This is a genomic window from Pyramidobacter sp. C12-8 (genome assembly GCF_002007215.1).
Taxonomy (GTDB): domain Bacteria; phylum Synergistota; class Synergistia; order Synergistales; family Dethiosulfovibrionaceae; genus Pyramidobacter.
This window is the reverse complement of record NZ_MUHX01000014.1, coordinates 20,908-41,562: the sequence shown is the minus strand read 5'-3', so window position 1 is coordinate 41,562 and position 20,655 is coordinate 20,908. Positions and strand designations below refer to the sequence as shown.

Genomic DNA, 20,655 nt, shown 5'->3' with positions numbered 1-20,655 from the left:
TGAGAGATGGATGGTATTGCGTTTTTCGCTTTATCGTTCGCGGTCTTTCCTGAAACAGGAGAAACTGGCGAATTTTCGCGGACGCGGTTTGGAAACGCCCTGCTCGTTGCGGGGCGGTCTGCTTTCATGATGGAGATCCCTTTCCCGGATCCGGTCTTCGTCGAACGGCCGTGCGCCGCGAAAGGGGCGCTCCTGAGGATTGCGTCCGGCATGAAAGTCGCGGTCGGTATGGCTCCGGCGATTGTCGTAAGGACGCTCCGAACGACCGGCGTACGAAACTCGTTCGTTGCCGAAGCCGCGCTCGTAGAATCCGCGGCGTTCCCTGTCGTCAGGCGCATAGGGACGTCTGGGCGCGTCGGAGAAACGGGGACGCCGCTCCTGATCGTACGGACGCCGATTCTGCGAAGGCGAATCGGAACGTCTCTGATATTCGGGCTCTTTGTCGCGGAAATTTTCTCGGAACGGACGCGGACCGCTCGGCCGTTCGAAGGCGCGGCGTTCGTCGCGCTCTCCGAAATCGGGGCGGTCGAAGGGACGTCGTTCCGGGCGTCGGGATCTTTCTTCGGACGCCGCTTCGTGAAAGCGGCGCGATTCCGAAAACCCCTCGCGGCTGCCCCTATCGTAGCTGTCGTAGGGCTGGTGGCGGTATTCCCGGTGCGGCCCCTCGGCGCGTCGGAACGAGCGCGGCTCGCCGCGATCGTTTTCGAACGGCCGCCGCTCTCTTTCGAACGGGCGGTCTTCGTCCCGACGGAAGGAGCGGCGCTCTTCCGAAAAACGCGGGCGTTCGGCGAAATCCCGGCGCTCCCCGAAATCTCTGTCCTCCCGGTACGTCTTTTGGGGACGGTCCGGACGGTCGGCAGGCCGGAAAGGACGCCTCTCGCGGTGACGGTCTTCGGAAGAAGGCCGCTCAAAAGAAGGCCGGCGGTCCTTCCCGGAACTGAATTCGCCGCCGCCGGCGTCCCCCTTTGTCTGTTCGGACGTTTGCCGCCTGCGGGGGTCTCTCCAGCCGCAAAACTCTTTGTCGTCGGTGGGGCCGGTTTTGATCGTCATGTCTTCGGTTTTCTCCTCCTTGAATTTCTGCCGCTCCGCTTTGGAGATTTCATACCTGTGGCTGCGCGCCGCTTCCATCTGTCTGACGATGTCCTCGTCGGTGGGCTTTTTGAACCCCAGCGCTTCGGCGGCCGCGCTCCCGGCGGTGAAGCCGGTGCTCCAGCATTCCTGAAGGTTGTAGCCGCCGGTCGGCCCGTCGACGTCGATCATCTCGCCGGCGAAGTAGAGGTTGGGGACGAGCTTCGAGGCCATGGTCTCCGGCTCGATCTCGTCGGTGCTCACGCCGCCGCTGGTGACGATGGCGTGCCTGAACCCAAGAAGTTCCGTGGGCGTGACGACGAAATCCTTGATCGTGTTCCTGAGCGCGAGCCGCTCGTCGGCCGTGGTCTCGCCGCAGGGCTTCCCCATGTCGAGCCTGGCCATTTTGAGCACTTCGGGGATGATCTGCGCGGGCAGCATTTTTCTCAGCGCAAAGCGCAGCGCGTCGCCGCCGAATTCCCGGAAATCGCGTTCGATGCGCGCGTCGAGACGTTCCGGCTCGAGCGCCGGTTTGAGGTCGATATGGACGGTCGTGCGGCCCGTCTGGCGCAGGCAGTTCCCCACGCCGGCGGCCAGGTCCATGACGATGGCGCCGGAAATGCCGAACGGCGTGAAATCCATCTCTCCGAAGCGTTCGTCCACGGTTTCGCCGTTGTGGCGGACCGTGACGCGCACGTTTTTGAGCTTCAGACCGGACAGCCGATCGTCGAAGCGTTCCACGACCTTGATCGGGCACAGCGCCGGCGTCGTCTCGACGATCTCGTGGCCGGCCTTGCGGGCCCAGCGGTAGCCGTCGCCGGTGGAACCCGTGTGGGGGAAAGATAGCCCCCCCGTCGCGAGGATGAAGGCGCGCCCTTCGATTTCCTCGCGTCCCGTGGTGACGCGGCGGACTGTGCCGCCGAGAATGTCGAGAGAGCGAACTTCTATCCCGCGCAGCACCTGGACGCCGCCGTCCTTCAGAGCGGTCCACAGCGCGTTGACGACCGACGAAGCGTCCTGCCCCTCGCGGGGATAGAGGCGATGCCCGCGTTCGTGCGTCGACACTACGCCGCGGCGCAGAAAAAACGCGGCGGTTTCCTTGGCGCCGAACGTGCGAAGCGCCGGCAGCAAAAATTTCCCGCCGCGGCGATAATCTTTCGATAAAAGTTCCGGATCCTCCTGATCGTGGGCAAAGTTGCAGCGTCCCCGGCCGGTGATCATCAATTTGCGCCCCAGCTCGCGGTTCTTTTCGAGCAGAACCGTGCGGGCGCCGTATTGTGCGGCGCGGGCCGCCGCCATCATCCCGGCCGGACCGCCGCCGACAACGACAACGTCAAATGTGCTCATCAGCAAATCTCCTTCGGCTTTTTACGCCAGACGCATGAATGTTTTAATACTATCACGACAACCCTTTTTTGTGTGATGTTATAATATGAACGTTTCGATCTCTTTCTGCGAAGCTGTTTTTTCGAACGAAGACTTTTCGGGATGCATTTTATGGAGGTGCTCTGCATGAAAAAAACGGCGCTTTTTATTATCGACGTTCAGAATGACTTCTGTGAAAACGGCGCTTTGGCGGTCCCGGACGGCAACGCGGTCGTCCCGGTGTGCAACCGGCTGATCCAGATGGCCGCCGAACGCGGCTGCCCGGTGTTGGCCAGCCGCGACTGGCATCCTGCCAATCATTGCAGCTTCAAGGACTGCGGCGGTTCCTGGCCGATGCACTGCGTGGCCGGGCAGGACGGGGCGGAGTTCCATCCCGATCTGCAGCTGCCGGTGGACGTGATGGTATTCAACAAGGGAACGGACGCGAACGCCGAAGCCTATTCGGCGTTCGACGGCACGCAGGCCGCCGGCGTGCTCCATGACGCGGGCATCGAGCGTCTGATCATCTGCGGGCTGGCGACGGATTATTGTGTCAAGGCCAGCGTCCTCGACGCGCTGCAGGCGGGGTTCGACGTGCTGGTGGTCAGCGACGGCTGCCGCGCCGTCAACGTGAATCCGGACGACGGCGAAAAGGCTTTCGCCGAGATGGAAGCCGCCGGAGCGGCGGTCCTGCCTCTTGCCAAGGTCGAATTCTGATGTTCCCGGGGTGAGCAAGCGCCTGAGGAAGTGTGAAATGTTCAAAAAACTTCTCGCTCTCGCGGTGTCGGCCGCCGTTTTTTTGGGCATGCGCGAGCGGCTTCCGGCGGCCGTTCAGAAATACGAAAAAGATGCGATCGCATACGACGAAACGGTGCTCTTTCGGGACGCCGAAACTCGCCGGCGCTTCCTCGATGAAATCGAATCGTCGTTTCTTAAAGATTACGACGCGCTCTGGCAGCGCGAGGGGATGAGCGCCAAGCTGACGGCGGCGGCGGACCGGGTATTTGCTGACAACTTGTCGGGCGGCCGGCTGACGGGGGCCCTTCGGGTCGCCATGGATCTGGACGGCGTTGTCCAGCGGATCCAGGACAAAATCCCCGAGGCGTTCCGCGGCGATTACGACCGTTTCCTTGCGATCATGGAGGACTCTTTCACCGATGCATATCTGGACCGCCTTTCGGCGTACGACCGGGCGCTGCTGGCCTCGCGGGTGGGGGCTCTCGTCAACGCCCCGTCGGTGCGGATCTTTTTCGAGGCGCAGGTGCGCCACGCCGCCGCCCAGGGCAGCGCCGTCCTCGGCGAGTCTCTGACGAAGGAGATCCGGGGGCGCCCCGAACTCTCTTTGGCCGGTTCCACCGCTTTTCTGGGCCTGATGCTGGGGCGCAAGCTCTTGCGCCGCACGCTGGGGAGAAAAGCTCTGTCCGTTTTCGGCAAGGGGCTGGGCAGAAAAGTTCTCATGGCCGCCGCCGGGGTCGGCGCGCTGGTCACGTTGGGCTGGGCTCTTTATGACATCGGTTCCTTTTCCGTGGAAGTCTGGGGATCGCCGGCACAACTCCGCGAGGCTCTGCTCGTTCGCTACGACGATTATTATCGGATGGAAGCTCCGCAAATTTACTGGCAGACGCTGAGAAAGGGAGTCCGCTCCGAGCTCGACGAGATCCAGAGACGCATGGCCCGCCGCGACGAAGACACGAAGGCCATTCTTGCTTCCGCGACGTTCCGCCGCATGACCGAGCGCATGTCCGAAGTCGAGCAGAAGAATTTTATCGACCGCCTGATCAGCGTCAGGCCGCTTGACGATTCCCTGAGTTACAGTTCGATCGTGGAGAATTTCGGCCGAATTCTCGTCGAGAGCGAAGCGGAGGACATCGCCGCTTTCAGGGAGATTTTGGCGCAGGGTGACCCGCTGCTGGCCCGTCAGTGGTTCGGCGTCGCGGGAAGGGAATATTTTTCTCTTTTCCGAAACCTGCCCCGGCTCGTCTGGGACAAATACCTCCCCAATGCGGCTTCACTGCAAACGCTCAGATGGCTCGCGCTTCGTCCAAGAGCGGTGCGGGAAGTTGCGGCGCAGCTTCCCGCCGACAGCGTGCAGTGGGTCATGAACGAAGCGCCGCAAGCGCAGGCGGAGCGCTTTTTCGCGGACGGTAAGACGCCCGACGAGATCGGCCGGGAGATCGAGCGAATGAAATCTCTGCCCAAGGCGGCGCGCATTCCATGGCAGAGCGGCTGGGCCTATCTGTTTCACAGGGCGGGAAACTACGCGCTCTCCGCGGGGATCGCTCTGGCGCTGCTGGTCGTTGTCCGGCTCTGCCGAAAATATCTGTGCTGATGCCGCGGCAGTTTATGGGGGAGAGATGACGGACGATGGATAAAAAAGAGATCGCCCTTTCCACAGGGACTGTCCCGCCGGCGCGCATCGCAGAACTCGGGCTTGTGACCGGCAGCTGCGTGATCAGCACCTCGATCCTGGGCGACGCGTTGGCTACTCTCAGGAACATGTCGGTGGGCGGCGAGCTGAAACAATACACCGAGCTGCTGCGGATGAGTACCGAAAAAGCCATCGAGCGGCTCGGCGAAAAAGCTTGCGAGAAGGGGGCCGACGGGGTCTACGCGATCCAGTTCATGGCGCCGCAGGTCGCCGGCGGCGCCGCCGAAGTCGTTGCGGTCGGCACAGCTTATAAATTCAACGACACATAGCAGCACATAGCACAGAGGCCGTCTCGCCAGTTCGGGGAGACGGCCTCTGTGTCGTTGGATTTATTTGACCGCGCTCTTTTCGCGGGCGGCTCTTTTGCCGAGTTCCATGCGCAGGGAAATCCTGCGCCGCTTGACGTTCACGTCGATGACGTAGACCTCCACCGCCATGCCGGGATGAAGCACGGTGGAAATGTCCTTCACGTAGCGCCCCATCTGGCTGACGTGGACGAGCCCGTCCTGATGCACGCCGATGTTGACGAACGCGCCGAAAGCCGTGACGTTGGAGACGATGCCCGGCAGTTTCATGCCCGGTTCGAGGTCAGTCAGTTCGCGCACGTTGGGGTCGAAGGAAAAGATTTCCAACGCGCTGCGGGGGTCGCGCCCGGGCTTTTCCAGTTCGGAGAGAATGTCCTCGAGCGTCGGCAGGCCGACCTCGTCGGTGACGTAGCGATTCAAGTCGATCTTGCCGCGCAGGTCTTTGGCGGCGATCAGCTCGGCGACGGAGCAGTTCTGATCCGCGGCGATGGCGTCGACGATGCCGTAATTCTCGGGATGGACGGCGCTGGCGTCGAGTGGATTCTCGGCGTCGCGGATGCGCAAAAAGCCGGCGGCCTGCTGGTAGGCTTTGGGGCCCAGACGGGGAACTTTCAGCACGTCCTGACGCCGCTTGAAAGCTCCCTCGTTTTCGCGGAATTTCACGACGTTCTCTGCCAGCAACGGCGTCAGGCCGGAAACGTAGGACAGCAGTTTGGCGCTGGCGGTGTTCAGATCGACGCCGACGGCGTTGACGCACGAGACGACGGTGTCGTCCAGGGCGTTTTTGAGTTGCTTTTGATCGACGTCGTGTTGATACTGCCCGACGCCGATCGACTTGGGATCGATCTTCACGAGCTCCGCCAGCGGGTCCATGAGACGCCGCCCGATCGAAACGGCGCCGCGGACCGTCACGTCCTGATCGGGGAATTCCTTGCGGGCCAGTTCCGAAGCCGAATAGACGGAAGCGCCGCTTTCGCTGACGACGATAATGGGGATGTCCAGATCAAGGCCGCGCAGGAACTCTTCCGTTTCCCGGCTGGCCGTGCCGTTGCCGACGGCGACCGCATCGGGCTTGAAGTGCGCGGCCAGCGCGCGGATGGTTTCGCCGGCCTGGGCGTACTGGGCGTCGGAGCGCTGGATGAAAATGACCGTGTGGTGCAGCAGATCGCCTTTCGAATCGAGGCAGACGACTTTGCACCCGGTCCTGATCCCCGGATCGATGGCCATGATGGGGCGGGCGCCGAAAGGCGAAGCCATCAGCAACTCGCGGAGATTGCGGGCGAAAATGGCGATGGCGTCGGCGTCGGCGCGCTTTTTCAGAGTGCTGCGGGCTTCCGTTTCCATGGAAGGCGCCAGCAGGCGGCGATAGCCGTCGGTGACGGCCGCTTCGACTTGCTTGGAATCTTCGCCGCTTCCCGTGACGTAACGCGCGTAAAGCTTTTCCAGCGCCAGTTTTTCTTCGGGGCGGACCGAGAAGGAGAGATAGCCCTCCTTTTCCCCGCGCATCACCGCCAGCAGACGATGGGAAGGGACGCGCAGGAGCGGCTCTTTCCAGTCGAAATAATCGGCGTACGTCGCCGCTTCCGGTTCCTCTTTCTTTTTTTCGACGACCGAGGAAACGCAGACGCCGAAGCGGACAAAAATCACGCGCATGTCCTGGCGGACTGCCGGATTTTCGCTGACGTTCTCGGCGATGATGTCGCGCGCGCCGGCCAGCGCGGCTTCGGCGTCGGCGACGCCTTTTTCCTCGTTCACATAGTCTGCGGCCAGTTCCTGCGGGGCGCGCCCCTTTTGTTCCAGCAGGGCGTCAGCCAGCGGCTGGAGTCCCGCTTCACGGGCGATCAGGGCGCGCGTCCGGCGCTTGGGACGGAAGGGGAGATAGGCGTCTTCCAGAGCGGTCATCGTCGCAGCGGCGTCGATCGTCTTTTTCAGCTCTTCCGTAAGGATGCCGCGCTCGCTCAGCGATCCCAGAATCGCCTCGCGCCGCTTTTCGAGTTCTTCGATTCGGGCCAGCCCGTCGCGGATCGCGGTGATCGCGACTTCATCGAGGGAACCGGTTTTTTCTTTGCGATAGCGGGCGATGAAAGGGACTGTGCATCCTTCCGCAAGAAGTTCGGCGACGGCGCAGACGCCGCCGACGGGAAGTTTCAATTCCTGGGCGATACGCCCTGTATAATCGGCCATAAATGGAGAACTCCTTTCAATGTGCTGTGCAAGACTGCCGAGACTCCCGCATATCTTACCTAAAGCCGGCTTCAATGTCCATGCCCCGAGAACGAAAAATAAGCCCCGCATAAAACGGGGCTTGCAACCGACACTTTGTTACATCGAGACGGATGCGTTTTTGGCGTTGAGAATCTTCCGGCAGAAAATATAAAGCGCGATGATCGCCGCCGTCCCGCCCAGAGAGATCGCGGAACTCTTCCACATGGAAGCGATCCCGAAGGCGGCAAAAAGAACGCGGCTCCACATCGGAATCTTGCCGCCGCAGTAGCCGGTGAAACTGAAGCCGATGCCGAACACCAACGTCACGCCGCTGATGATGGAAATGACGTTGTGCGTCCAGTCGAGTTGGAGCAGCAGACCGCCGTCGTAACAGAACGCAAAGGGAATGACGAAGGCCAAAAATCCCAGCCGGCAGGCGGCCCATCCCGTCTTGTTGGGCGAATCCTCGGCGATGGACGCCGCGGCGTACGCGGCAAGGGCGACGGGAGGCGTGATGTTGGAGATGATCGCATAATAGAACACGAACATGTGGGCGGCGATGCTGTTGAAGTGAAGCTGACCGAGCGCCGGAACGCTCAATGACGCCGCGAGAATGTAGGCGCTCGTCGTCGGCAGCCCCATGCCGAGGATCAGACAGACCACGGCGATCAGCAGCAGCGTGAGCACGGGAATGCCGTGGGACACCGAAAGGACCGCACTGACGATTTTCGGGCCGATGCCGGAAAGAGCTATGGCTCCGAGAACGAAGCCGGCCGAAGCGCAGGCGGTGCAGACCACGGGGATTCCTTTGGCGCCGTCGTGAATGGCGCGCAGGATGCCCTTTGGCCCCATGCGGCGCTTGGGATTGGGCAGCGAAACGCCCCAGGCCAAGACGATGCCGGCGATGGCGGCATACATGGGCGTGTAGCCGTCGAGGAGCAGATAGACGAGAAGAATTATGGGCGACATCATGTAGGCGCGTTTCAGCACGCTCTTTTTCTCGGGCAGCTCTTCGGGCGGCAGCCCCCTGAGCCCGTCGCGCTTGGCGGTCAAGTGGACCATGACGAGGACGGCGGCGTAGTAGAGCAGCGCCGGAAGAATCGCGGCGACGACGATCCGGCTGAAGGGAACGTTGAGGAACGAAGCCATCACGAAAGCTCCGGCTCCCATAACCGGCGGCATGATCTGACCGCCGGAACTTGCCACGGCTTCGACCGCGCCCGCAAAATAGGGCTTGTAGCCGATGCGCTTCATGAGGGGAATCGTGAACGTTCCCGTGCCGTACACATTGGCGACGGCGGAACCGGAAATCGAGCCGAAAAGACAGGAACTGACGACCGCGATTTTGGCGGGACCGCCGGCCTGAGTTCCCGTGAAGGCCTGAGCGAATTCCATGAAATACTCGCCGACGCCGCTGTTCTCGAGAAAGCCGCCGAAGATCAGGAAGATCATGACCAGCGTCGCCGAAACGCCCAGCGAAGACGAGTAAATGCCCTCGTCGGTCAGGTACATTTCCTCGATCAAAAGTTTGAAAGCGCCCGAGAACCAGTCGCAGAAATTGGCGAGAGAGAAGTTGCCCAGCGTCCCGCTCTGCGTGGCGATGTCGGTCATCATGTAATACATGCAGTAGCCCATAAAAGCGAGCGAGACGAGAATGATGGGAAGCCCCACGGCGCGGCGAGTCGCCTCAATCAAAGCGAGGACGACGATCGTGCCGAGAATCAGCTGGATTGCCGTAATCTCGTCGACGCCGATCATGCGCTCGACGATCATGTTGTAGTTGAGCATGATATAGATGCCGGGCACAGCGGAAACAACAGCGAAACACCAGTCGTACCACGGCACGGCCGTCTGGGGCTGCGCCGATTTTTTGTTTTCGAACATGGGATAGACGACGAAGACCATCGGCAGGACCCATGTGAGGTGAATCGCTCTTTGAAGGTACGCTTCGAAGGCTCCGAAAACCGCGGTATAAAGGTGAAAGATCCCCATGGTCAGTACGTAAAGCCACAGACCTTTCGCAACGATTCCATCGAGTTTCCTTTTTGTCATCGACCATCATCCTTTTTTGTCAGCTGCGCGATCTCGTCATGCTACGAGCAAGGAATCTCAGGAAGTACAGAAGAAGGCAGGCCTGGAGCCTGCCTTCTTGGGGATTTCCCCGTTCGCGCTTCGATATTTTTTTTGAGACGATTTGCGGCGCGCGCCCAAGCGGAGCCACGTATCCTTATTGGATTTTGCCGCTGGCCTCGTTCCAGAACTTCACGGCGCCGGGATGAGACTCGAGCCCCTTGGCGGGAACGGCCGTCTTGGGATCGAGCTCGGCGATATCCTTCACGCCCTTGGCCAGCATTTCCACGTTGTTGTACATGGATTTGCAGAGATCGTAAACGACCTGATCGTCGAGATCGCCGCGCACCACGATACTTGTGTAGTCGCCGACGACTTTGACGGGCTCGGCGCTGGCGGGAACGGACTTGTAAATGCCGGGGTCGATCAGGAAGGTGACGGTGCCGATCGCTTCACCCACTTTGTCCAGCGCTTCCTGGCTCATACCGAGCAGGACGACGTCGGTGGTGCTTTCGATCTGCATGACGATCGCGGCGACTTTGCCGACGGAGAAGGCGAACACGTCAAGGTGATTGTCCGCGATCAGATCCGCGCCGCCCGAATAGGAGGCGTACTCGACCGTGCCGCCCCATTCTTTGAACGCTTTGCGGTAGTCGATGCCGAATCCGGACTCGAAAACGTTCTTGACGACGAATTCGGATCCCGTGCCCGTCTTCAGCGTGGCAAAACGGAAGGCGAGCTTCTTGTTGACCAGATCGTCGACGGTCTTGATGCCGTTCTTCTCGGTAAAGTCCTTGCGGGCGATGAAGTAGGTGTATTGAGTGTACAGGTTGGCAAGGAGCTTGGCGTTGTCGCTTTTCGTTTTGAACGTGCCGAGGTCGGTGCCCTTCTGAGCCACGGCAATCATGGAAGTGTTGGAGAAGCCGAGATCGCCCTTTCTCATGTGTGCGTTGATGATGTTGGCGACCGCGCCGCCCGTGACGCTGGTGGTGGGCATGACTTCCTTGCTCCAGAGATCGGCCAGCTCTCCTCCCAGAGCGAACCAGTTGCCGCCCGGAGGTCCCGCCATAAATTTGAGCTGCGCCGGCGTGTCAGCCCCGGCAGCGCTCCCCCAAAGTGCGGAAAGAACGACACACAACGCCAATATTTTCTTCATTCACACAGACCTCCTCATTGTATTTTATTCATACGGGATCTTATTATAATTAAGCGTGGAAAGCGATGGATCCGCGAACGTCCCCTCGTGCGCAATGCCCGGACCTCCGTACTTTCCAAAGTATACTAGCGCTCTGGGATTTGTGTCAAGAAGCAACTTTTCAATATGTATTTTTTGTTTTTCGCTCGCCGTCTTTCACTGGAAGCCAAAGGGCGGCAATTATCCCGGCAAGCGAAAAAACTCCGCAGATGGTACAATGAGGGATATTCGAAACGACGGCATGAATCCAGCGTTCTAACGCTTACGAGAAAGAGAGGCGAGTCCCTTTGCGGCGAGGCATCGTATTTGATTTCGATCTGACGCTGGTCGACAGCGCCGGGGGAATCTGCGCAAACTTAAACGCTCTGGCCGCAGAGAAAAAACTGCGGCGCCTGCAGCTTGCCGAAGTGCGCCGGACGATCGGCTGGGCGCTGGCCGACGCGATGCGGTCTTTCTGGGGAGACGGCCCCATAGAAGAGGAATGGCTGCCGCGCTACCGTTCGTTTTTTGAGGAACGGAATTATGCCGGCGTCGTGCCTTTTCCGGAAACCGTGCCGGCTCTCAGGAAATTGCGCTTGCGCGGAGCGCGGCTGGGGATCGCCACAAACCGTCTCACCCCGCTGGGAATCGTGCGGGCGGCGGGGCTGGATACGCTCTGTCCGATCATCGTCGGGATCGATGGATTCAGTCCCAAACCGGATCCGGCGATCGTTCTGGAGGCGCTGCGGCAAATGGGGCTGAAAGCCGACGAAGGCGTTTACGTCGGCGATACGGATATCGACATGAAAACGGCGGTCAACGCCGGAGTCGCCGGCGTCGGCGTGACGACCGGCAATCATGATGCGACGGCGCTGAAGGAAAGCGGCGCTTCGCATGTCATCGAGAATCTCAGCGAATTGCCGGAGCTGTGGGAGGAAATAAAATGAATCGGAGAAGCGTCAATCCTTTTGCAAGACGAATGGGAGAAGGCTCCGTCGGCTGGCGGCAGTGGAACGCGGAAACTCTTCGGCGCGCCGCGTCTCTTGACCGTCCGCTCTGCCTGTGTGTGATCAACAACGGCAGCCGCTGGAGCCACATGATGAAGGCCAATTTCGAGGAACCAGAGATCATCGGAATGCTCAACAACGACTTCATTCCCGTGCTGGCCGACAGCGACGACGTGCCTCATCTCGCGCTGGCCGCCCGCGCCATGGCGCAGATCATGCTTGGCCACGCCGGCTGGCCGCTGTTCATCTTCATGACGCCGGAGAAAAAACCGATCTTCGCCTGCTCGTACCTGCCCAAGCAAAGCGAGATCCCCGAAAGTCCCGGATTGCTCGAGGTCCTGCGGCGCATCAAGTGGCTGTGGCTGATGAAGCGGCCGCAGATCGACGAAGCGTCCGCCAGTTACGGGGCTCAGCTCGAAGAAGCGCTTTCGCCGTATACGGCGCCGCTCGAAGAGGGGCTTGAGGCGCGGGCCGCCGGGCAACTGCTCGCGGAAATGGACCTCCAAAACGGCGGCTGGGGGACGGCCCCGAAATTTCCCCAGGCCCCGAAACTGCTTTTGTGTTCCTATCTCGGGCGGAAAAGCGAAAAGCTCCGCGTCCATTTTGACCGCTCCCTGGCGGCGCTGTTCAGGGAAGGCCTGTACGATCATCTTGATGCCGGATTTCACGACTACTGTTGCGATCGGGAATGGCAGATCCCTTATCTGGGCAAGCATCTTGCCCAGAACGCGGCCGTCCTGGAAGTGTTTATCGAGGCCCTGAGGGAAGCTCCCAGTCCCAGCTACCGCAGAGTCGTCGAGGACAGCGTCGCTCTGCTGAGGCGCACCTTGAGCGAAGAAAACGGGCTGCTGTGTTCCGGGGACGACGTCCGCGATATGGGGGCCGTCGACCGCTACTATTTGTGGAGCAAAGATGAAATCGACGGGCTTCTTCACGAAGGCTCGGACGCCTTCTGCCGCGTCTATGGGGTCACTCCCGAAGGGAATTACAGCGATCCGCTGACGCAGAAAAAGACCGGCGGAAATGTTTTGCGTCTCTCTGCCATGCCTGAAAGCGATGAACGGGCTCTCGAGCTTTGGGAAAAGACCGAGAGCGCGCGGAGGATCCTGAGGGAATGCCGTTCGCGCCGTAAGAGCCCGGAAAAGGAAGCGCGCATTTCGGTGAGGGCCAACGCCTGTTTTGCGGCCGTGCTTGCGCAGGCTTCCGACGTCTTGGGACGGAAAGAGTATCAGGCGCAGGCCGAGGAGATCATGAAGAGCCTGTCGACCGTGGCGGTTTCACGGAACGACCTGTGCCATACGCTTTACGACGGCCTTCGCGACGGCGAAGGCGGGCTGGAAGATTATGCGTCGTTTATATGGGCGAGCCTGAAGGTGTATCGTGCGTTGGGCTCCGCGTCATGGCTTGAGGCCGCCGAAAAGTGGAGCGCGCGGGCCGATGAACTTTTTGGGGCTCGCGGGGCAATGCGCCTTGTCCGGGAGGGGACTCTCGAGATCCTGCCGGCGTGGGATGCCGGCGACGATTTTTTGCCTTCAGGAAACGGCATGATGGTGAATAATCTGCTCGAACTTTATCGCGTCACCGCAGACGAACGATGGCTGACGCGCGCGCGGAGTATTGTCGATGCTTTTGGCGGAGCGCTCAACGAATATCCGGCGGCGTGCGCCTCGCTCACGCTGGGAGCTTTGAGGCTAAAGGAGCTGTTTCGGAGGAAAGCGGCTCATAAGAGTCCTGTTGTGTGAACGCCTCGCAGCGAAGGGCACTTCAGAAATGGCGCCGAAACGGCGTTCGCGTAATTTCCCCGGCACGCCTCCTTGGGGACATGCCGAACATTTCTGCCCGCCGGCGGAAGCGCAAAAATCTTTTCCGTGGTAGAATACTCAGCGTTGCTCCTCCATGCGCCGGATGATAAAAACAGAAAAGGCACGTTCTGTGCGCAAATGAAAATGGAGAAGTTCCCGGTTCCCGTCTCTTTCGGACAGGGACCGGGATTCTTTCGTTTTTTGTGTATTTAGTGTTCTTTGGGTTTAAGTCAATACTATTTCTAGTGGCATTTTTTACCGGGACGAGGTAGAATGATTTTGCCGTTTCGTAAAAGATCCGCACAGAGGATTCACTTTTAAAAATTCCACAGAACGGGAGACCTGTCCATGTATAAATCGATGAAAGAGCGCTTTCGGGATTCGCTGGATATGGGGCTGCTTGAAAACCCTCTGGTGCCGCGCCAGTCGGAGAACGCGCGCTGGCTTTTGGAGCAGCGCTATTATGCCGACCGCTACGACCCGGAGACGGGCGGGCTGCGCAAGGAGCGCAGTTTCGAGGAATTCGCGCGCCGCGTCTCGCGCATCGTCTGCACGGCCGAGAGTCTGTACCGCAAGGCCGACGACATCGAATGGCTCCGCCGGCTGGAAAAAAATCTTTTCGCCGATCTCGTGGAGGGACGCTTTATTTTCAACTCACCGTGCCTTTTCGCTTCCGGCGCGGGCATGACCCGAGTGCCGGAGCTGGCGGAGCTGATCTACCGCTCGCCTGACGAGATGGATCTGGCGGACTACCGGCGCCTGTACGACAACAAGACGGACAATCAGCAGCTCTTCGCCTGCTTTGTGATCGACATCCCCGACAGCATCGAGGGCATCTTCGACTCGGTGCGCGACGCCGCCATCATCAGCAAGTACGGCGGCGGCGTGGGCGGCAACTTCGGCCATCTGCGCGAGCGCGGCGCCGACATCAAGGGCGGCACCGGCGGCAAGGCGTCGGGGCCCGTCTCGTTCATGGAGACGTGGAACACCATGGGCTGCGTCGTGGTGCAGGGCGGCCGCCGCCGCGCGGCGCTGATGGGCATGCTGCCCGACGACCATCCCGACATCGAGCAGTTTATGGACGCCAAGACGGAAGAGGGCAAGCTGTCGTATTTCAACATCTCCGTCTGCGTCTCCGACGAGCTGGTCAGCGCCGCGCGCGAGAAACGCCCTTTCGCGCTCCGCTCCCGCGCCAACGGCAAGGCGGCGCGTACGGTACAGGGCGACGAGCTGTGGAACAAACTGTGCCAGAACGCCTGGCGCCGCGGCGATCCCGGCGTGTTCTTCATCGATCGCGCCAACGCCGACAATCTGCTCAAGCTCTCGGGGGACTTCGACATCGAGTCCACCAACCCCTGCGGCGAGCAGCCGTTGCCGACGTACACGAGCTGTAACCTCGGCTCCGTCAATTTGGTCAAATTCGTCCGCCCCGACGAGACGGGCCGCCGAAGCTTCGATATGGAAGGTTTCATGGACCAGGTGTACCGGTCCATCTACTACCTCGATCTCGTCATCGACGCCACCAGCTACCCGCTGCCGCGCATCGGCGAGCGCACCAAGCGCATCCGCCCCGTGGGGCTGGGGCTGATGGGGCTGGCCGACGCGGCGATTTTGAGCGGCGACGTCTACGGCTCCGACTCGTTCAAAAGTTTCTGCGATTCTCTGGGCGCCCATATGTCCGGCGCGGCGCTGATGGCGACGGTCGATGCGGTCGCGCACATGGGCAAAGAGCCTTTTTCCGAGAGTTTCGCCGTGGCGAAGCTGTTCGAGGGAGAGCATCGCGCCCACGGCGGCGAGCTCTTCGCGCGCCAGTGGATCGAGGAGATGGACCGCGACTCCTACCGCGAGTTCGTCGCCCAGATGCGGTCGCACGGCCAAGTTCCCTACACGCTGCTGAACACACTGGAAGTCCTGCCGGAGGTGCTCGGCGCCGACGCGCTGCCCGAGCTGAAACGGCTGATGACGGCGCTGCTGGAAGGGAAGCTGCGCAACAGCCGCCGCCTTTCCATCGCGCCGACCGGTTCGATCTCGATGATCTTCGACAGCTCGGCAGGCATCGAGCCGAACTTCGCCTGGCGCTGGAGCCGCAAGGTGATGAAGTCCGACGGCGACGGCTGGGAAGTGCGCGAATATTTCCACCCGCTGATCACGCAGAAGGAAGCGGAGGAACTGCGCGGTTCGGGCGTCATTTCCGATCCGCGCTACGTGACGGCTTACGACATTTCACCGGAGCAGCACGTGGACGTCACGGGCATCTTCGCGCGCTACGTGGACAGCGGCATCAGCAAGACCGTCAACCTGCCTTCGTCGGCCACCGTGGACGACGTGCGCAAGGTGTACGAGACCTGTTACGACATGGGCTGCAAGGGCATCACGATCTACCGCGACGGCTCGCGCGACAACCAGCCCATCGAGACGAAGAAGGAAAGCGAATCTAAGAGCGAAGCGCCGGCCACGGTGACGCGGGCCGAAGCGGAGGAAAAACCGAGCGCCGAGGAAGCGTCTCAGCCGGCGGGGCTGGAACGCGCCGCCGAGGAGCACGAACACGTTCCTTACAGCAGCAAGGTGAAGCAGCGTTCCACGCCGATCGTCTTCGGCAAGACGATCAAGGACCGCACGCCCTGGGGCAGTCTGTGGGTGACGCTGAACTACGACGGCAACGAGCCGTTCGAAGTGTTCGCCTCGCTGGGCAAGAGCGGCTCGGAGCTGAAAGCCATGACCGAAGCGATCTCGCGCGTGATCTCCATCGGCCTGCGTTCGGGCTGTCATCTGGAGGATTTCATCGGCACGCTGCGCGGCATTTCCGGCAAGGAATACTGGATGTTCGACTGCGACGACGACGAAATGGTGCGCTCGATCCCCGACGCCGTGGCGCTGCTGCTGCAGAAACTGATCGAACAGCGGAGCGGCGCGGCGGCGAGGAGCGCGGGCGAGCCGCGCAGCGAACTGATCTGCCCCGAATGCGGCGCGCCGATGGAAATGGTGGCCGGCTGCGCGTATTGTTTCAGCTGTGGCTATTCGCCCTGCAAATAAAAGAACACAATGAGCTTTTCCTGTCGAATCTGTAAAACTGTGCTATGATTCGATGGAAAAACTCTTTTGAGTTCCGTCTTTGAAAAGCGCCGCCGAAGGCTCGAAAGAGGCTCGGCGGCGCTTTGTTTTTGGGAACAAGTTTTTTGACTGGAGGCCATTCGATGACGGAAAAGAAAACGGTACAGTTCGACGATCTGCTTCATTTCAAGTTCCTTTCGTGCCCGCGGCTTTCGCCGGACGGCGCGCTGGCGGTCTATCAGGTCGCCCAAGCCGACCTCGAAAAGGACGGCTACAACACCAACCTGTGGTTGTACGACTGCGGCGCGGGCGTCTCTCGCCAGATCACCTTTTCCAACGCGGACAAGACCGCGCGCTGGACGCCGGACGGCAAAGCGCTGATCTTCGCGTCGAAGCGCGACGCCTCGCTGGAGAAGGATGTTACGGCGCTCTACCGGCTGGAACTTGACGGCGGTGAAGCCCGCCGGCTGGGCGTCGTACCGCTGCCCGTGAACGATCTGTGGCCGCTGCCGGACGGCAGGATCCTGCTCAATGCCGTGTATACGCCGGAAGAACCCAACCCCGAGAACGCGCAGTATAAAGTTTACACGCAGATCCCGTTCTGGCAGAACGGCAAGAACTTTACCGGCCAGCGCCGCAGCGCCCTGGCGCTGTGGGATCCCCGTTCCGGCGAGCTCAGGCGCCTCACGCCCGACCGCATGGACGCGCTCGACTGCACGCTGTCGCCCTGCGGCGGTGCGGCGCTGCTGGTGGCCGAAGAGTACGAAAAAGTCAAGCCGCTGTGCAATCACGTCTGGCGCCTCGATCTCAAAAGCGGCGCGATGGAGCGCCTCAGCGAGGGGCTTGAGTACAGCTTCAAGACGGCCGGCTGGAGCGGCGGGCGCGTCATCGTCCTCGCCAGCGACATGAAGCGTTACGGCATGAACGAGAACGCCCTGGTCTTCGAGCTGAAGGACAAAAAGCTGACCTGCCTGACGCCGGATCTCGACACCAGCTTCCACAACAGCATGGTCGGCGACTGCCGTTACGGCGTGGAAACGCAGTACGGCCTGATCGACGGCGACGGTCTGTATTACATTTCCACGCAGGGGACGAGCAGTCAGATCCACTTCAACGACCTGAACGGGCACGACCGCAACCTGACGCCCGGTCTGCTTTCGGCCGACTGCTTCGACGTGCGCGGCGGGCGCGTGCTCGCCGTGGGCTTCCGAGGTCTGCAGCTGCAGGAACTGTACGCTGTCGGAAACGACGGCGAGACGCAGCTGACGCATCACAACGACTCTTTCATGGCGCAGTTCCAGCTTTCTCAGCCCGAACACTATACGGTGGACAACGGCGAGGGGCTGATGATCGACTGCTGGTATATGAAACCGGTGGGCGCGGAGCCGGGCAAAAAGTATCCGACGATCTTCGACATCCACGGCGGCCCCAAGGCGACGTACGGCGCGCTGTATTTCCACGAGGCCCAGTGCTGGGCGGCGCTCGGCTACGCGGTGATCTTCTGCAATCCGCGCGGCGGCGACGGGCGCGGCAACGAGTTCGCGGACATCCGCGGCTTCTACGGCGTCAAGGACTATCAGGACTTCAACGCCATGCTCGACTGGGCGGTCGCGCATCTTGACTTTATCGACGCGGAGCGCCTGGGCGTGACCGGCGGATCGTACGGCGGCTACATGACCAACTGGATGATCTCGCACAGCGACCGCTTCAAGTGCGCGGCCTCGCAGCGCGGCATCTGCAACTGGATCTCCTTCGACGGCGTCAGCGACATCGGCTGGTATTTCGGCACAGACCAGCAGGGCGGCAGCGGTCCGCTGACCGATCCGGAGGGCGCGTGGAACGCCTCGCCGCTCAAGTACGTAGGGAACGTGAAGACGCCGACGCTGTTCATCCATTCCGAAGAGGACCGCCGCTGCCCGGACGAGCAGGTGTTCCAGTTCTACACGGCCTTGCAGGTCCTCGGCGTGGAGACGCGGCTGTGCTATTTCCTCGGCGAGAATCACGAGCTGAGCCGCTCGGGCAAGCCTCGCAGCCGTCTGGCCCGTCTGCGCGAGATCACCGGCTGGATGGACCGCTTCCTGAAAAAATAGGACGCGTCGGATCGCTCGCAGCCGACCATTTCACTGAAAACGCGGGGAAAATTTTCCCCGTTCTCACTATTATTTCTTGATTGAAACGCTGAATAGCAGGAGCGCCTCGCGGCAGATTCACAAAGTGATCTGCGCAGACCGCGCAGCGGTTGAGATACTCCTGAGCGGCGGAGTCCCTCGAAGACTCATTTGTCGTTTTCTATCAAGAATCAGCATTAAAACGATTCTCCCGTTTCGCGCGTGTCATGCGAAACGGGAGAATCGTCATTTCTTGGAGGGCTTTCGTGTCGCCAGAAACAGCTTTATGAAGATACAAACCGGGAAAAGAGGCGCGATCGAAAGCAGCGGAGAGACAAAAAAGAAAATGTAGGCGGCAAGCAAAAACAGAAACGCAATCACTGAAATCCAGAACGCATCGATATTCTTCTGCGTACTTTGCGGTTTCATGGCCATGAAGCCGAGAATCGAAAAAACGATCAGCATGACGAAGAGAACGATCATTGCATATGATTTGGCCGCTGAAATATTCATGAGCAGATGCCTCCGGGATTTTCTACATTCTTTGCCTTGACAGGCTTCGAGACCATGATAGTATAGACTCGTTCTTTTACGCTTTTCCAAATCTTACCATGAAAATATGAAACGAGGAAGTTATCGGACTCGCCGTCCGGCGACTTTCCGAAAGGATGATAAAATGACGCGGCCGGAGAAATGCAGCGCGTTGATATTGGCTGCCGGCAAGGGAACGAGAATGCAGAGCGCGGTCCCCAAGGTGATGCAGCCTCTCCTCGAAGAGCCGATGCTTTACTATGTTTTACGAGCGCTGCGAGCCGCCGGCATCGACGACATCGCCGTTGTGGTCGGACACGGAGGGCAACACGTCGAGGCATGGCTCGCGCAGAATGCCCCCGACGCCAAAGTGATCTGGCAAAAAGAGCAGCTTGGCACCGGACATGCGGTCATGACCGCTGCCGATTGGATCAGAGAGCGGGAGCGCATTTTGGTCGTGAACGGCGACATGCCGATGATCACCGAGCAAGAGATCGGCGCCTTTCTTGACCAGGCGGACGCGGCGGACGCGGCGTTCATGACCTGCGATCTGGACGAGCCGGCTTCCTACGGGCGCGTCGTCAGGAGCGGGGGCGGCGTCCGTATCGTGGAGGCAAAGGACGCGTCGCCTGAGCAGCTGCGCATATCTGAAATAAACGCCGGCGTCTACGTGTTCGCTGCCCCCATGCTTCTTGAGGGCCTTTCCGGCTTGACTCAGAACAACAGTCAACGGGAATATTACATTGTCGATCTCGTTTCCTGGGCCTGCCGTCGCGGCCTGAACGTCGTTCCGGTGAAGCTTGGCGCCGAGAATCTCGCCGGCGTGAACAATCCTCTCGAGCTTGCCGCGCTTTCGCTGAAAATGCGGGACCGCCTCCTCGCGAAGTGGATGCTCAAAGGGGTAAAATGCGTTGACCCGAGCACGGCGTGGGTCTCGCCGCGGGTCGTGTTTCACGGCGAAGCGTTCCTTTCCCCGAACGTCCAGATCTGGGGATGCAGCGAGATCGGCGCGGGCTGCCGCCTCGGCTCGGGAACGATCCTCCGCCGCTGCATATTGAAAGACAACGTGCAGTGTCTCGGCTATGTGGTCGCCGAGGATATCGTCGCGGAAGAAAACGTGAAGATGGGGCCTTTCTGTTTCTTGCGGGATGGCACGCATCTTCTGAGGGATTCTTTTGCCGGAAAATTCGTCGAGATCAAAAACAGCGAGATCGGCGAAGGGACGAAAGTTCCTCATCTGAGCTATATGGGGGACGCCGTGATCGGCGCGGAAACCAATATCGGCGCGGCATCCGTCACATGCAACTACGACGGCGTCAATAAAAACAAAACGCGGATCGGGGCCCGCTGTTTCATCGGCAGCGACACGATGTTCGTCGCCCCAGTGAACATCGGCGACGGCGCCGTGGTCGGCGCAGGGTCGGTCATCACTCGGGACGTCCCCGCGGGAGCGCTCGCCGTGGCGAGAAATCGTCAGGTCGTGCGCGAGGGATGGACACAAAGAAAAAAGGCTGAGCACGAAAAAAATATGGAGGCTTGAA

General features: G+C 60.5%; 13 protein-coding genes. 8 read left to right on the top strand and 5 right to left on the bottom strand.

Annotation, left to right across the window (positions count from 1 at the left end; all coding sequences use genetic code 11):
* Nucleotides 1-30 precede the first annotated feature (30 nt).
* Entirely contained in the window at nucleotides 31-2,415 is a 2,385-nt protein-coding gene (locus B0D78_RS06830; protein ID WP_078016234.1) for an aminoacetone oxidase family FAD-binding enzyme, read from the bottom strand.
* A 141-nt stretch (nucleotides 2,416-2,556) separates the two neighbouring features.
* Between B0D78_RS06830 and B0D78_RS06825 the strand changes: the two genes are divergently transcribed.
* Genes B0D78_RS06825 through B0D78_RS06815 form a run of 3 tightly spaced genes read left to right on the top strand, consistent with a single transcriptional unit; the run spans nucleotide 2,557 to nucleotide 5,130 of the window.
* On the top strand, nucleotides 2,557-3,150 hold the full coding sequence (locus B0D78_RS06825) for an isochorismatase family protein (RefSeq protein ID WP_240496133.1): 594 nt from the start codon (nucleotides 2,557-2,559) through the stop codon (nucleotides 3,148-3,150).
* A 37-nt stretch (nucleotides 3,151-3,187) separates the two neighbouring features.
* Complete coding sequence (locus B0D78_RS06820; RefSeq protein ID WP_009166162.1) at nucleotides 3,188-4,762, top strand: hypothetical protein; 1,575 nt, start codon at nucleotides 3,188-3,190, stop codon at nucleotides 4,760-4,762.
* A 35-nt stretch (nucleotides 4,763-4,797) separates the two neighbouring features.
* On the top strand, nucleotides 4,798-5,130 hold the full coding sequence (locus B0D78_RS06815) for a YbjQ family protein (RefSeq protein ID WP_009166163.1): 333 nt from the start codon (nucleotides 4,798-4,800) through the stop codon (nucleotides 5,128-5,130).
* A 60-nt stretch (nucleotides 5,131-5,190) separates the two neighbouring features.
* Here the strand turns inward: B0D78_RS06815 and B0D78_RS06810 are convergent, their stop codons facing one another.
* The 3 genes from B0D78_RS06810 to B0D78_RS06800 all read right to left on the bottom strand — a co-directional run bounded on the left by B0D78_RS06810 (nucleotide 5,191) and on the right by B0D78_RS06800 (nucleotide 10,597).
* Nucleotides 5,191-7,350, bottom strand: a complete 2,160-nt coding sequence (locus B0D78_RS06810) for a Tex family protein (RefSeq protein WP_078016232.1) — start codon at nucleotides 7,348-7,350, stop codon at nucleotides 5,191-5,193.
* 138 nt (nucleotides 7,351-7,488) lie between these two features.
* Nucleotides 7,489-9,423 carry a TRAP transporter permease gene (locus B0D78_RS06805; protein ID WP_009166165.1) on the bottom strand — a complete coding sequence of 645 codons (1,935 nt, stop codon included), beginning with the start codon at nucleotides 9,421-9,423 and terminating at the stop codon, nucleotides 7,489-7,491.
* Nucleotides 9,424-9,598: 175 nt separating this feature from the next.
* Nucleotides 9,599-10,597: a TAXI family TRAP transporter solute-binding subunit gene (locus tag B0D78_RS06800; RefSeq protein WP_078016231.1), complete on the bottom strand. Its 999-nt coding sequence runs from the start codon at nucleotides 10,595-10,597 to the stop codon at nucleotides 9,599-9,601.
* Between the two features lie 326 nt (nucleotides 10,598-10,923).
* Between B0D78_RS06800 and B0D78_RS06795 the strand changes: the two genes are divergently transcribed.
* From B0D78_RS06795 to B0D78_RS06780, 4 genes are all read left to right on the top strand, one after another.
* Nucleotides 10,924-11,562 (top strand): HAD family hydrolase, encoded by a 639-nt coding sequence (locus B0D78_RS06795; RefSeq protein ID WP_009166168.1) that lies wholly within the window; start codon nucleotides 10,924-10,926, stop codon nucleotides 11,560-11,562.
* Nucleotides 11,559-13,364: a thioredoxin domain-containing protein gene (locus B0D78_RS06790; RefSeq protein ID WP_078016229.1), complete on the top strand. Its 1,806-nt coding sequence runs from the start codon at nucleotides 11,559-11,561 to the stop codon at nucleotides 13,362-13,364. Before B0D78_RS06795 ends, B0D78_RS06790 begins: the two co-directional genes overlap by 4 nt.
* A 408-nt stretch (nucleotides 13,365-13,772) precedes the next feature.
* A complete protein-coding gene (locus B0D78_RS06785; protein ID WP_078016228.1) occupies nucleotides 13,773-16,457 on the top strand; it encodes an adenosylcobalamin-dependent ribonucleoside-diphosphate reductase in 2,685 nt (894 codons plus the stop codon).
* A gap of 161 nt (nucleotides 16,458-16,618) precedes the next feature.
* Complete coding sequence (locus B0D78_RS06780; RefSeq protein WP_078016227.1) at nucleotides 16,619-18,565, top strand: S9 family peptidase; 1,947 nt, start codon at nucleotides 16,619-16,621, stop codon at nucleotides 18,563-18,565.
* Nucleotides 18,566-18,829: 264 nt separating this feature from the next.
* Here B0D78_RS06780 and B0D78_RS06775 read toward each other — a convergent pair whose 3' ends face one another.
* Nucleotides 18,830-19,096: a hypothetical protein gene (locus B0D78_RS06775; protein ID WP_078016226.1), complete on the bottom strand. Its 267-nt coding sequence runs from the start codon at nucleotides 19,094-19,096 to the stop codon at nucleotides 18,830-18,832.
* A 163-nt stretch (nucleotides 19,097-19,259) separates the two neighbouring features.
* Between B0D78_RS06775 and glmU the strand changes: the two genes are divergently transcribed.
* On the top strand, nucleotides 19,260-20,654 hold the full coding sequence (glmU, locus tag B0D78_RS06770; protein ID WP_078016225.1) for a bifunctional UDP-N-acetylglucosamine diphosphorylase/glucosamine-1-phosphate N-acetyltransferase GlmU: 1,395 nt from the start codon (nucleotides 19,260-19,262) through the stop codon (nucleotides 20,652-20,654).
* Nucleotide 20,655 lies beyond the last annotated feature (1 nt).

Excerpts from the sequence above, each read along its gene's own strand:
- B0D78_RS06830 (WP_078016234.1), bottom strand. The coding sequence starts at position 2,415 with ATGAGCACATTTGACGTTGTCGTTGTCGGCGGCGGTCCGGCCGGGATG.
- B0D78_RS06825 (WP_240496133.1), top strand. The coding sequence starts at position 2,557 with ATGCATTTTATGGAGGTGCTCTGCATGAAAAAAACGGCGCTTTTTATT.
- B0D78_RS06820 (WP_009166162.1), top strand. The coding sequence starts at position 3,188 with ATGTTCAAAAAACTTCTCGCTCTCGCGGTGTCGGCCGCCGTTTTTTTG.
- B0D78_RS06815 (WP_009166163.1), top strand. The coding sequence starts at position 4,798 with ATGGATAAAAAAGAGATCGCCCTTTCCACAGGGACTGTCCCGCCGGCG.
- B0D78_RS06810 (WP_078016232.1), bottom strand. The coding sequence starts at position 7,350 with ATGGCCGATTATACAGGGCGTATCGCCCAGGAATTGAAACTTCCCGTC.
- B0D78_RS06805 (WP_009166165.1), bottom strand. The coding sequence starts at position 9,423 with ATGACAAAAAGGAAACTCGATGGAATCGTTGCGAAAGGTCTGTGGCTT.
- B0D78_RS06800 (WP_078016231.1), bottom strand. The coding sequence starts at position 10,597 with ATGAAGAAAATATTGGCGTTGTGTGTCGTTCTTTCCGCACTTTGGGGG.
- B0D78_RS06790 (WP_078016229.1), top strand. The coding sequence starts at position 11,559 with ATGAATCGGAGAAGCGTCAATCCTTTTGCAAGACGAATGGGAGAAGGC.
- B0D78_RS06785 (WP_078016228.1), top strand. The coding sequence starts at position 13,773 with ATGTATAAATCGATGAAAGAGCGCTTTCGGGATTCGCTGGATATGGGG.
- B0D78_RS06780 (WP_078016227.1), top strand. The coding sequence starts at position 16,619 with ATGACGGAAAAGAAAACGGTACAGTTCGACGATCTGCTTCATTTCAAG.
- B0D78_RS06775 (WP_078016226.1), bottom strand. The coding sequence starts at position 19,096 with ATGAATATTTCAGCGGCCAAATCATATGCAATGATCGTTCTCTTCGTC.
- glmU (WP_078016225.1), top strand. The coding sequence starts at position 19,260 with ATGACGCGGCCGGAGAAATGCAGCGCGTTGATATTGGCTGCCGGCAAG.